A 12,189-nucleotide genomic window follows, 5' to 3' on the forward strand; every position below is an offset into this window, starting at 1 on the left:
GCTGTGGTTGGGCGCTGCGGGCGGGCGTTGCGGGCGACAAGCTGAAGGGTCTCGATCCCGCAGTGCTGCATCGTGTCGCAGAGCGGGCCGCGGCGGAAGGAGGGCAGGGCAAAAAGCGGGCCCTGCAGTCAGTCGCTGGGGCCGAGGAAAAAGGGGTCAGGAACTGGAGGTGGGCCCAGGTGTCTCGGCGGTGGGAGAGGAGGAGGGAGATGGGATGTGGGCGCCCAGAAACCGGGCGCCGAGGGGAGGGGTCAGGAGTGGAAGCGGGTGGCGGCGTTCTGGAGGAGGGCGCGGCAGAGGTCGCCCAGATCCTGCCCCGCAGCCTCCGCCGCCATCGGCAGCAGCGACGTCTCCGTCATCCCAGGCGCCACGTTGACCTCAAGGAAATGCGGGACGCCCGCAGCGTCGACGATCAGGTCCGTACGGGAGATGTCCCGCAACCCGAGAGCCGTGTGCGCCGTCACCGCCGTCTCCGCGCACGCCGTCGCCGCCTGCGCGGACAGGCGGGCGGGAGCGAAGAACTCCGTGTGCCCGGCCGTGTAGCGAGCCGCGTAGTCGTAGACGCCCTCGTCCGGAACGATCTCCACGGCAGGCAGCGCCACCGGACCGTGGCCCAGGTCGACGACGGAGACGGCCACCTCCACGCCGTCCACGTACCGCTCGATCAGCGCCGTGTCCCCGTAGGCGAAGCAGCCGACCATGGCGGCGGGCAGCTCTTCCGCCGTGCGCACGATGGAGGCGCCCAGGGCGGAGCCGCCCCGGGCCGGCTTGACGAACAGGGGGAGACCGAGGTGCGCGACGATGCGTCCCAGCACCACGGTGGCGCCGAGGTCGTGGAACGTCTCCTTCGGCAGGGTGACCGACTCCGGTGTCCGCAGGCCGACGGAGCGGACGACGGCCTTGGCGGTGGGTTTGTCGAAAGCAACCCGGCAGGCGTCCGGGTCGGCGCCCACGTAGGGGACGTTGAGCAGCTCCAGGACCGAACGGATCGCGCCGTCCTCGCCCGCGCCTCCATGCAGGGTCACGAACACCGCGTCCGGCGGATCGGCGAGGATCGACGGCACGAGAGAGGCGTCGGTGTCACGGGCCTCCACGTCGATGCCCGACGCACGCAGCACCTCGCTGACTCGGCGGCCGGAGCGCAGAGACACCTCTCGTTCGTAGGAGAGGCCCCCGGCCAGCACGAGCACGTGGCCCAGATCGCTCATCACATCTCCTCCGCTGATCGCACGCTGTCCAACCGTACCGGCGTCGGGGGTGAATGGTGTACGGGAGGTGCTTTCTCCGGCGATCCCAGCCCATCCAGGGCCAAGTCCACGTCCCCACGCAGGTCAGGTACGTCAAATAAGCCAAACAGGCCACCGCAAAGAGCAGGCAACCCGGGAAAGAGGCAGGGCCGGCGCCAGATGACGCCGGCCCCTCATACGAGTACGAGCTACGAGCTGCGAGCTACGCCAGGTCCGGCCCCGGCGTGTCCACGCCCTGGTGGTCGCGCACGGAGCTCGTCCCGAACGTGTCGCGCAGCTGCATCTCCTGCTCGATCACGCCCGCGAGCCTGCGCACGCCCTCACGAATGCGGTCAGGCTCCGGGTAGCAGTAGGACAGGCGCATGTGCCGAGCCCCGCTGCCGTCGGAGAAGAACCCGGTGCCGGGCACGAACGCCACCCGCTCCGCCACGGCCCGCGGCAGGATCGCCTTCGAGTCGAGCCCCTCCGGCAGGGTCGCCCACACGAAGAACCCACCGGCGGGACGGGTCCACGTGACCTCGGGCGGCATGAGAGCTTCGAGAGCGTCAAGGAGCGCGTCGCGTCGCTCACGGTAGAGCTCTCTGAACGTCTTGATCTGCTCCCGCCACGGCTGCGTGGCCAGGTATTGGCCCACGGCGAGCTGCGTGAACGAGGAGTGGGACAGGACGGCCGACTCCATGGCCAGCACGAGCTTGTCGCGGATGGCATGCGGAGCCAGGGCCCACCCGACGCGGAAGCCGGGGGCGAGCGTCTTGGAGAACGACCCCAGATAGACCACGCCGTCCGGGTTGTCGGCTCGCAGCGCGCGCATGGGCTCCCCGTCGAACCCGAGCAGCCCGTACGGATTGTCCTCGATGATCAGCACCCCGGCCCGCTGGCAGATGTCGAGCACCTGCTGACGACGGGCCAGGTTGAGGGTGACCCCGCCGGGGTTGTGGAAGGTCGGGATCGTGTAGAGGAACTTGATGGGCGCCCCCGCCGTCTCCAGCGCGTAAATGGTCTGCGCCAGCGATTCGGGCAGAATGCCCTGATCGTCCATGGCGATATGGACCACTTTGGCCTGGTAAGCGGCGAACGTTCCCAGTGCCCCCACATAGGAAGGGCCCTCGGCCAGGACCACGTCACCCGGGTCGATGAAGATCCGGGTGATCAGGTCGAGAGCCTGTTGCGAACCGACGGTGACGACCACGTCGTCCCCCCCGGCCTGAATCCCCTCCAGCCGCATGACGTCGCAGATCTGCTCACGCAGATGCGGATCGCCCTGGCCGGAACCGTACTGCAGCGCGACAGGACCGCGCCTGGTGACGAGGTCGGAGACGAGCTCGCCGACCATGTCGAGGGGAAGCGCCGTGACGTACGGCATGCCGCCGGCCAACGAGACCACCTCGGGCCTCGACGCGACGGCGAAAAGAGCTCGAATCTCGGAAGCGACCATCCCGGTAGCTCGCGCGGCGTACCGATCGACGTAGGCATCGATGCGCGACCCTTGAGTCGCGGGCGTCTGACCGTGATCCAGCTCTTCCGTCACGGCCCACCTCCTAGGTGTCATATGGGACCGAAATACCAGATTACGCCAGTCGGACATGTCGTTCGCGACCGGGCTCAACCGTCGTGGTGTCCGCTGGGTGCATCTTCACTGAGCTACGATGCCACCTGTGGACGCGGTTTTCGCGCGCTTTTCCGGGTCAACGATAGGGGCCGTAGTTGTCGCGCCGGCTGGTCAACATAACCCTGGACAATCTTGAAGATCTGCCGCGCCGCTGCCGGCGGTGCGTGTTCTGGGAGCTCGATCCCGTCAGCGGGGAGCGCGCGGTCAATTCCGGCGACCCGGGGCTGGAGAAGGAAGCCTGGATCTCCGGCACGCTCCTAGAATGGGGTAGTTGCGGGAAAATCCTCTACGTCGACGGAGTGCCCGCGGGGTTCGTGGTCTACAGCCCGCCCCTCTACAGCCCGCGTTCCGTGGCCTTCCCGACCTCACCGGTCAGCGCCGACGCCGTGCTGCTGATGACGGCCCACGTCATTCCGGAGTTCTCGGGTGGCGGGCTGGGGCGGATGCTGATCCAAGGGGTGGCGAAAGACCTCACGCGACGCGGGGTCAAGGCCATCGAGGCATTCGGAGACCTCAAGTGGGAAGAGCCTAGTTGCGTAGTTCCAGCGGAATACTTGCTTTCTGTTGGCTTTAAGACGGTTCGTCCGCATTTGCGATTCCCGCGGCTCAGACTGGAGCTCAAGTCCGCCGTCTCCTGGCGTGAGGACGTCGAGGTGGCTCTCGAACGGCTCCTGGGATCCATGAGTCCGGAACGCGCCCTACGTCCCGTGTAGCGGTACCTGAGAGCCCGGTAGTGCCACAGCAGAAAGCCCCCCGCGATGCGAGGGGCTTTCCCCGGGCAAAAAAGCGCGCCCTGACCTGACGAGCACGCCGCAACCGGCACGCGCCGTGACCAACCTGCGGGCCGAACGCGTCGGACCAACCTGCGAGCGCAACGATCTAACGCGCCATGAACGGCGCGCAGCGCACTTAAATGATGCCCTCGAGCTCGCGAAGCAGCATGGCCTTCGGCTTGGCGCCGATGATCTGCTTCACGACCTCGCCACCCTTGTAGACGTTCATCGTCGGGATCTGGAGTACGCCGTACTGGCGCGGCACCTCAGGGTTCTCGTCGATGTTGAGCTTGACGATCTCCAGCCGGTCGCCGTGCTCGTTGGCGATCTCCTGCAGGATGGGCGAGACCTGACGGCACGGCCCGCACCACTCGGCCCAGAAATCGACCAGCACGGGCTTGTCGCTCTTGAGGACCTCGGCCTCGAAAGTGGCGTCGGTGACAGCCTTCACGGTTGCGCTCCCTTACTTCTCGGTGTTGGCCAGCCAGCGCTCGGAGTCGAGCGAGGCCGAGCAGCCGGTGCCGGCCGCGGTGATGGCCTGGCGGTAGATGTGGTCGACGACGTCACCCGCGGCGAACACGCCGTCGATGTTGGTCGCCGTGGTCGGGGCGGCCACCTTGACGTAGCCGTTCTCGTCGAGGTCGATCTGTCCCTTGACCAGCTCGGTGCGCGGGTCGTGGCCGATGGCCAGGAACAGCGCGTCGGTGGCCAGCTCGCACTCCTCGCCGGTCTTGACGTTGCGCAGCTTCACCGCCTCGACCTTGGTGTCGCCGAGCACGTCGACGACCTCGGAGTCCCAGATGAAGCGGATCTTGTCGTTCGCGTACGCCCGCTCCTGCATGATCTTGCTGGCCCGCAGCGAGTCGCGGCGGTGCACCACCGTCACCATGCGGCCGAACCGGGTCAGGAACGTGGCCTCCTCCATCGCGGTGTCGCCACCGCCGACGACCACGATGTCCTTGTTGCGGAAGAAGAAGCCGTCACAGGTCGCACACCAGGACACACCGTGTCCGGACAGGCGCTTCTCGTTCTCCAGGCCGAGCTCGCGGTAGCCGGAGCCCATGGACAGGATGACCGACTTGGCGTAGTAGGTCTCGCTGTGGGTCTTGACGACCTTGGGGTTGGCCTCCAGGTCGACCTCGACCACGTCGTCGGCCACCAGCTCGGCGCCGAACCGCTCGGCCTGCTTACGCAGGTTGTCCATCAGGTCGGGGCCCATGATTCCGTCGGGGAATCCGGGGAAGTTCTCCACGTCGGTGGTGTTCATGAGCGCGCCACCCGCGGTGACGGAGCCCTCGAAGACCAGGGGCTTCAGCTCGGCGCGCGCGGAGTAGACGGCCGCGGTATAGCCAGCTGGGCCGGATCCAATGATGATCACGTTACGAACGTCGCTCAACGCTCCACGCCTTCCTCGTCTGCTGTTGCCATCGGCGTCAACAGATCCTAGGCCGCCGTGATTCCCCGGCCTACCCAACGACGCTCTGACCACGCCCAGACAAAACGAAAGAGCCCGCCGAAGCGGGCTCTGACGTCGGATTTTCCTTACCAGCGGCCCAGTGCGGGCTTGCGCAGGTTCTTGCAGTTGAACGGGTCGACGATGTCGATGCGGAGCTTCTTGCCGGCCTTGTCCTTCCAGGAGGCGATCACGAGCGCCTCCTGTCCGTTGTACTGGCCCTGGTCGACCGCGTACGCCGACAGCTTGGAGCGGCCGGTCACCCGGCTCACGCACTTTTCGACCTTGGCGTCGTCCGCGGAGCCGTCGAGCACCATACGCGCGAAGCCGAACAGGCCTTCGAGCGGCTGGCGCAGGTCCTGGTCGCTGTAGTTGTGGCCGCTGTCGGTCAGCGCGTAGGCCCTGGCCCGCTGGTCGACCTTGGATGGAGTCTCCGGCCTGGCGACCACCGGGTCGGCGCCGGTGGTGCTGCTGCTGCCACCCCCGCCGCCTGCGAGCAGGCTCGTCGAGGCCACGGCGGTGCCCACCACGACGGCTGCCGCGGCGGCAGCCACCGCCGGCATCGCCCACCGGCGCCGCCGTGAGGCGCCACGCCTCGCGGGCACGATGGTGCCGTCGTCGGAGACCACCCCGAGGCGTACGGGCTCGGGAACGTCCTCAGCGGGCTCGCCGAAGCGGTCCGGCTCGGGAACGTCGGCAAAGGACCGGCCGAAGCGTGCGGGCTCCGGCACCTCGACTGGACGCTCCCACGGGGAGTCCCGCATGAGCTCGTCCCAGTCGGGTGTTTCCACGAGGCCGACACCTCCGCCGCGCCGAGACTCCGCCTCGGCGGCAAGCGCCTTGTCGATGCGCAGTGCGACTCCCATCGGCATGGCCGGTGTCGGAGTCGCCGCGAGCACCTCGCGAACCGCCGCCAGGTCTGCCAGTAGCTCCCCACAGGGGTCGCAGACCGCGAGATGCTCGCGGACCTGGCGCGCCGTGCCGACGTCTAGGAGACCCTCGGCCAGCTCGGCCAGGATTTCCAGATCGTAGTGCGTATCACCCGTCACGAAGTTCTGCTCCCTTCGCGGATGAGACGCGATTGAGGTCTGTTCGGTTCCGCAGATGCGAAAGAATTGGGGCAAGTTTCGCGCGTCCCCGCGCGCACCTGCTCTTCACCGTTCCGCTCGGCACCTGGAGCACCTGAGCTGCGTCTTCGACCGAATAGCCCATCATGTCGACGAGGACCAGCGCCGCACGCTGGTCGTTGGGTAGCAGTTTCAGAGCGGCCGAAACCTCCATGGAGACCTCTCGCTCGACCGTCTGGTCGGGCCCTGGGGTCTCTCGCTCGGCGGCCTCGATGAGCTCGTCATCGGCGACCGGTCTGACGGATTTACGGCGCATCCTGTCGAGACACGCGTTGACCACGATGCGGTGGAGCCAGGTGGTGACGGCCGCCTCGCCACGAAAGGAGGCGGCCTTGCGATATGCGGAGACGAAGGCGTCCTGCACGGCGTCGGCGGCCTCGTCGGGGTCACCGAGCGTACGCAGGGCGACCGCCCACATGCGGTCGCGGTGCCTTTTGACGATCTCGCTGAAGGCGTGAGGATCCCCGTTGATGTGCGCGGTCAGCAGCTCGGCGTCTGTGACCGCCGGCCGCTCCGCTGCTGAGGGTGTCTCGGGTGGGGAGTTCACAAGAGAGTTTCCTGATTATGCCGATCCGGGAGAGTGCACCACTACTTCATAGATGGTGCCATGAAACTTGCCCGCATCCGTCGGAACGCGCGTAAACCAGATCAAAACGTACTGCCCGGTGGCTGCCTGATCAGGGGTGAGCGTGGTCTTACCTGCGGCGTTCTTCTCGGTCGCCACGGTCTTCAGGGAGCCGAGATCGGGGGAGTCGCCCACCTTGAGCTCGACGGTCGCGCCCGGCGCATCGGCCAGCGTCGCGACCACGTCGCTGATCTGCATGGACTTCCCCATGTCGAGCAGCAGCCCGACACCGTCCTTGAGCCGGCCGAGGTCGGCGCTGGTGTAAGCCTCGGTCTTCCACAGCGTGCTGGGCTTGCCGTCGATGGCCAGCTCCGCCATTTCGGACTTTTCATCGCCGTCGCCGAGCGGGTCGAAACCCTTGGCCTTGCTCGGTTTGACGGTCTGGGCCTCCGCGGAGGCCGACGTGGAGCTGCTGGGGCTGGTTTCCGCGGTCTGGGGCGTGGTGGGGCTGCCCAGGCTGCGGCCGATCGTCCAGGCGCCGACGCCGACGGCGGCGATGACGAGCAGCACGACCAGCGTCATCAGGACCCGGTTGACCACGCTCCCGCCACCGCCGTTGGCGGGGCGGCGCGGCGCGGGCTGCGGCCGGGAGACGGTGAGCTGCTGGCGGTGGGCGATGTCGAGGCCCTCGGTGTGGGAGGCCGAGGCCACCGCGGGGGTCGAGGGGTAGGCCATCGGGATCGGCATCGGCCTGGCCACGTCGGCCAGCGCCTCGGCGATCTCGGACGGGCTGTTCAGGGTGCCCTGCCCCTTGCGCGACTCGGGCAGGCAGGCCCGCACGGTGACCGCGTCGAGGTAGCCGGGGACGCCGGCGGTGACCTGGCGGGGCGTGCAGAAATGGCCGTCGATCATGGGGGCGGCGGGCAGGCCGCCCTCTTCCTCGTCGCCCGGCCAGTGACCGGTCAGCCCGGCATAGAGGAGCCGGCCGAGGCCTTCCGCGTCGTCGAGCGCGGGCTGGTCGGTGGTGAGCCCGTACATGGTGGCGTCCACGGCGACGCCGAGCACCTTGACCGTGTTGCCGGTGGTCCACACCAGGTGCGCGGGGCGCAGGCACAGGTGGTAGAGCTGCGCCTCGTGGGCGTGCGCGAGGGCCTCCGCCGCCTCGGCGACCAGACCGGCCGCGCGCTCGGGCTCCAGCGGGCCGGAGGCGAGCAGGTCGGTCAGCGACTCGCCGGTGACCCACTCGCTGACGACGTAGGCGTGCTTGTCGTCCTCCGCGGCGTCGAACACCTGGGTCAGGCGCGGGTCGGTCAGCCTGCTCGCGGCGCGGGCAGCCGTGACGACCTCGTGGACGCGTGGGAAATCGGGCGCGAACGTGTGCACGGCCACGGGCCGCGCGAGAATCTCGTCGATGGCCTTCCACAAGGTGGCGCCGTCGGACTCACTGACGCGGTCCTCGAGCCGGAAGCGCTCGGCGAGACGGGTGCCGGGTTCGACGGCCGACGTGCTCACTGGCTCTCTCCGCTTGGCCGATAGGGCGTGCTCATGACTCGACTCACCTGCGTGGTGGTGTCCCACGAAGGCACGCTATGCCGGGTGGATCCGCCCACGCCCCTCCTGCTTCCATTCGCGCGTGTCGGGCTCCATGCTAGTGCCGAGCTGATTCCGACCGCGTTCTTTACCGACCTACCCGTCCGGCGACCATCCCAACGATGGAGTTGACCTCAGGGATGCGCATTCTGTGGGCCACGCCGAGGTAGAGCAGCAATCCTAGGCCCCCGCCGGTGGCCAAGACGATCAACGAGTTGATGAACCCGAGGCCGTTGACCACGTCCGTGACGATCCAGACCGCCGCGAGGGCGAGCACGGCGGTGGGCAGTGCGGCCAGATACATCCTGGTCAGCGCCATTCCGATGGTCCATCCGCCGAGCCCGTGGACCAGGCGGCTGGCCAGCCACCAAGCCAGCATTGCGCCGAGCGCGTACGCGACGGCGTACGCCAGAGCCAGCCCCATCACCGCGTAACGGGCCGGCAGCATGGCGTAGAACACGAGCATGAGCACCGCGTTGACCGCAGTGGTGCCCGCGCCGATGAAGACCGGCGTCCGGGTGTCGCCGAAGCTGTAGAAGACCCGCAGCAGGAGCTGGAAGAGCGCGAACGGCACCAGCGCCAGCCCGTAGACCTGCAACACGTTGCCGATGTAGACGGCGTCCGCGACGCTGTTGGCCCCGTGGCCGTAGATCGGCACGGTGATGGCCGGGCCGAGCACCATGAGCAGCAGCGACACCGGCACCATGAGCGAGCAGATGAGCCGCACGCTCGACCCGAACTCGGTGCGCACGTCGTTCAGCCGCCCCTCGCCGACGGCCCGGCTCATCCGCGGCAGCATGGCCGTGATCACCGAGACGCCGATGATGCCGTACGGGAGCTGGAAAAGCTGGAACGCCAGGGTGTACGGGCTGATGCCGTGCCCCTCGACCGCGTTGCCGGCCGCGCTGGCCAGGTTGGTCGTCAGCATGAAGCCGAGCTGGGTGACGATCACGTAGCCGATCGTCCAGACACCGGCCCTGGCCATCTCGCCCAGCCGGGCGTTGCGCAGGTCGAAGCGCGGCACGAAGGAGAACCCGACCCGCCTGAGCGCGACGATCAGGATCGCGGCCTGGGCCACGATGCCCGCCGTGGTGCCGAGGCCGAGCAGGGCCAGATCGCCGGTGCTGACCGCCCCGATGTCGTTGCCGGAGCCGCTGAACACGGCGTAGGCCAGGAACACGCAGATGACGACCAGGTTGTTGACGACCGGCGCCCACATGGGCGCGCCGTAGCGGTCGCGGGTGTTGAGGATCGCCCCCGCCACCGCGCCCACGCCGAAGAACGCCAGCTGCGGCAGGATGAAGCGGGCCAGCAGGACCGCGACCTCGTACTGGCGGTCGCCGGGAGTCCAGTCGGTGTAGAGGTCGATGAGCAGCGGCGCGGCGAACACGGCCAGCACCGCCACCCCGATCAGCGCGACCGCGGAGAGCGTCAGCAGGCGCTGCTCGTAGGCCCGGCCGCGGTCGGGATCATGCTGCTGGGCCCGGACGATCATCGGCACCACGACGCTGCTCAGCACGCCGAGCAGCAGCAGGTCGAGGATGCTGTAGGGGATCGCGTAGGCCGCGTTGTAGGAGTCGCCCAGCGCTCGCGTGCCGATGGCGTAGGCGAGCACCATGGTGCGTGCGAACCCTGTGACCCTGGACACCATCGTGCCCGCCGCCATGATGGCACTGGCCCGCAACATGCGGCTCATACGGTCTCATTCTCCCGGTTCTTGGCGGCGCGTGCGCTCTTCCGCTCGGACCTGCGCCGCAGGATCCGCGTCACCACGGCGGCGAGCATCACGGTCAGCGCCGCCCCCACGATCACCAGGGCGATCCCGGTGTAACCGGTGGTGCGGATCGTCAGCCGCTGCGGCTTGCCGTAGGCCTGGCCGTCGGCCGTCTTGAGTTGCACGGTCACCGTCGCGTCGCCGCTGTTCGCGGTGGCGTTCATCGGCACCTGCACGGTGCCGCTCTGCTTGGCCTCGATCGGCAGCGGCTTCTCCTGCTCGAAGGTGACCTTGAGCAGCTCGGGGTTGTTCGACGTGACCTCGATGTAGAGGGCGATGCGGGTGCTCAGCGAGTTTTTCACGCTGATGGGCACCACTCCGTTGCTGCCCGCCAGGGTGCGCGGCCGGTCGGGGCCCGCGCCGGTGATCTGGATCTCGTCGGTCTTGCCGTCCACGGCGGAGTCGACCGCCTTGGTCACGGCGCGGCCGACGCGCGTGTTGTTGCGCCAGGCCGACGAGGTCAGCCTGAGCACCGCCGCGTCGAAGCTGGACTGCGACTTCTCGGCCGTGATCAGCGCGGTGAGCTGCGCCTTGGACGCGACGCTCTTGACCGGCTCCAGGTATTTGCCGGTCAGCTCCGCCTTGCGGTCCTGCTCGGTGTAGGTCAGACCGGCGCGGGGGACCGACGCCTTGCTCGGCTTGATCGACTCCAGCGTGGTCAGCGACAGCCAGGGCAGCCGGTTCGCGGTCTTCATCAGCGCGGTGACGAGCGTGGGGTTGGGGTCCCAGCGCCGGGAGGGGGCCACGACCAGGGACCTGGGCAGGGTCTGTCCGGTCTCGGCGGCGATCATCGCGGTCTCGGCGATGAACCGCTGCTGGCTGAGCAGGACCGACGTGGTGACTTCCGGCTCGAACAGCCGGCTCAGCTCGGCGTCGGCGACCAGCGCGGTGACGGGCCCGTTGACCGAGTCGAGCGTCGAGGCCGCGTCGGGCGTGAACGTGACGGGCGGCTGCGGCGGCAGGTTGGTCGAGTTGAGCAGGACCGTGCCGACCTTCTCCTTGCTGACCGAGAGCAGGTCGAGCGCGTCGGGGTCGAGCACGCCCGCGGCCGGCCAGTTGACGGTGGTCTTCGCGTCGCGGTTGAGCAGCGACCTGGTGAGCTGGCCGCCCAGCTCGATCGCCCGCTCGGTCTGCGAGTCCAGGCCCTGGTGCGCGAGCGCCGCCACGTCGGGGTCGGCGTACGGGACCGCGATCACGGGTGAGGCGGCCAGCGAGGTGCGCATTGACGTCAGCCACTCGGCGGCGGCCGGGTCGGGCTGCTTGTCCTGCGTGCCGTCCTTCGTCTTGACCTGGTGCTTCTTGCCCATCGTGATGAGGTCGTCGAGCAGCGCGGAATCGAAGAACCAGGTGACGGCCTTGGGCGCGCTCTGCGCGATGCGGGCGAGGTCGGCCAGCCGGCCCTTGCCGGTGATCGACTGGCTCAGCTTGTCGTCCACGAACAGGGGCAGGCGGGTCTTCGGGTCGACGTCGGTCGCCCGGTGCGGCTGGTCGATGACGGGCAGCGCGATGGCCAGCTTGTTGGTCGGCAGCTTCGGCACGGTCGGCGGCGCGTACGTGAGATAGGTGCGCTGCGCGACGGTGATCGGCACGTTGTTCTGGGCCACGTCCACGGCCACCGGGTAGACGCCGAACGAGCGGTAGCCGAGCTGGACGGGCGTCGCGGTGAACTCCCAGCGCGCCTCGCCGCCGGCGGCCAGCTCGGGGATCTCCATGGCCGAAGAGGAGGAGGCGTTCGGCGGGAGCGTCGCCGGGCTCTGGTCGGTCTGGTAGGCGGCCATGAGGGCCCGGTCGGTGAACTTCTGCCCGGTGTAGCGCAGGCGTACGCGCAGCGCGGACAGCGGGGCGCCGGTGTCGTTGCGGATCGTGCCGGTGAACTTGATCACATCGGTCTGGGCGTCGGGCACGTCCGGCGTGATCGAGCCGATCGTCACCGAGAGGGTCTGCCTGGTCGTGTTCGTGGCAGCCGTGCCCGGCGTCGTCGCCATCAAAGGGGCGAGCAACGTTGCGGACAGCACGGCGAGCAGCGCGGTCTTACGGATCACGCGGTTGCC

10 protein-coding genes are annotated in these 12,189 nt (G+C 68.5%); 1 reads left to right on the forward strand and 9 read right to left on the reverse strand.

Translation table 11 applies throughout. The features are described 5' to 3' along the window. Window positions 1-251: 251 nt before the first annotated feature. Together ABEA43_RS11110 and ABEA43_RS11115 are read right to left on the reverse strand one after the other, a co-directional pair. Complete coding sequence (locus ABEA43_RS11110; RefSeq protein ID WP_345560871.1) at window positions 252-1,208, reverse strand: D-alanine--D-alanine ligase family protein; 957 nt, start codon at window positions 1,206-1,208, stop codon at window positions 252-254. Window positions 1,209-1,449: 241 nt separating this feature from the next. After that, entirely contained in the window at window positions 1,450-2,775 is a 1,326-nt protein-coding gene (locus ABEA43_RS11115) for an aminotransferase-like domain-containing protein (protein ID WP_425570229.1), read from the reverse strand. 176 nt (window positions 2,776-2,951) lie between these two features. Between ABEA43_RS11115 and ABEA43_RS11120 the strand changes: the two genes are divergently transcribed. Next, the gene (locus tag ABEA43_RS11120) at window positions 2,952-3,569 is read left to right on the forward strand and encodes a GNAT family N-acetyltransferase (RefSeq protein ID WP_345560873.1); all 618 of its coding nucleotides are present in this window, start codon (window positions 2,952-2,954) and stop codon (window positions 3,567-3,569) included. Window positions 3,570-3,765: 196 nt separating this feature from the next. On the opposite strand, the gene trxA is transcribed toward ABEA43_RS11120, so the two are convergent. The 7 genes from trxA to ABEA43_RS11155 all read right to left on the reverse strand — a co-directional run bounded on the left by trxA (window position 3,766) and on the right by ABEA43_RS11155 (window position 12,180). Further along, entirely contained in the window at window positions 3,766-4,080 is a 315-nt protein-coding gene (gene trxA, locus ABEA43_RS11125; protein WP_345560874.1) for a thioredoxin, read from the reverse strand. 12 nt (window positions 4,081-4,092) lie between these two features. After that, window positions 4,093-5,025 carry a thioredoxin-disulfide reductase gene (trxB, locus tag ABEA43_RS11130; RefSeq protein ID WP_345560876.1) on the reverse strand — a complete coding sequence of 311 codons (933 nt, stop codon included), beginning with the start codon at window positions 5,023-5,025 and terminating at the stop codon, window positions 4,093-4,095. Window positions 5,026-5,171: 146 nt separating this feature from the next. Further along, entirely contained in the window at window positions 5,172-6,131 is a 960-nt protein-coding gene (locus ABEA43_RS11135; protein ID WP_345560878.1) for an anti-sigma factor family protein, read from the reverse strand. Next, a complete protein-coding gene (sigM, locus tag ABEA43_RS11140) occupies window positions 6,121-6,756 on the reverse strand; it encodes an RNA polymerase sigma factor SigM (protein ID WP_345560879.1) in 636 nt (211 codons plus the stop codon). The genes ABEA43_RS11135 and sigM overlap by 11 nt, the downstream gene beginning before the upstream one ends. Before the next feature lie 15 nt (window positions 6,757-6,771). Continuing rightward, window positions 6,772-8,286, reverse strand: coding sequence for a protein kinase family protein (locus ABEA43_RS11145; RefSeq protein WP_345560881.1), 1,515 nt, complete (start codon window positions 8,284-8,286; stop codon window positions 6,772-6,774). Window positions 8,287-8,452: 166 nt separating this feature from the next. After that, window positions 8,453-10,060: a murein biosynthesis integral membrane protein MurJ gene (gene murJ, locus ABEA43_RS11150; RefSeq protein WP_345560883.1), complete on the reverse strand. Its 1,608-nt coding sequence runs from the start codon at window positions 10,058-10,060 to the stop codon at window positions 8,453-8,455. After that, on the reverse strand, window positions 10,057-12,180 hold the full coding sequence (locus ABEA43_RS11155) for a DUF6049 family protein (protein ID WP_345560885.1): 2,124 nt from the start codon (window positions 12,178-12,180) through the stop codon (window positions 10,057-10,059). Before ABEA43_RS11155 ends, murJ begins: the two co-directional genes overlap by 4 nt. Window positions 12,181-12,189 lie beyond the last annotated feature (9 nt).

Origin of the sequence: Nonomuraea rosea, from assembly GCF_039539705.1 — a bacterium.
In the GTDB taxonomy this organism is placed as follows: Bacteria; Actinomycetota; Actinomycetes; order Streptosporangiales; family Streptosporangiaceae; genus Nonomuraea; species Nonomuraea rosea.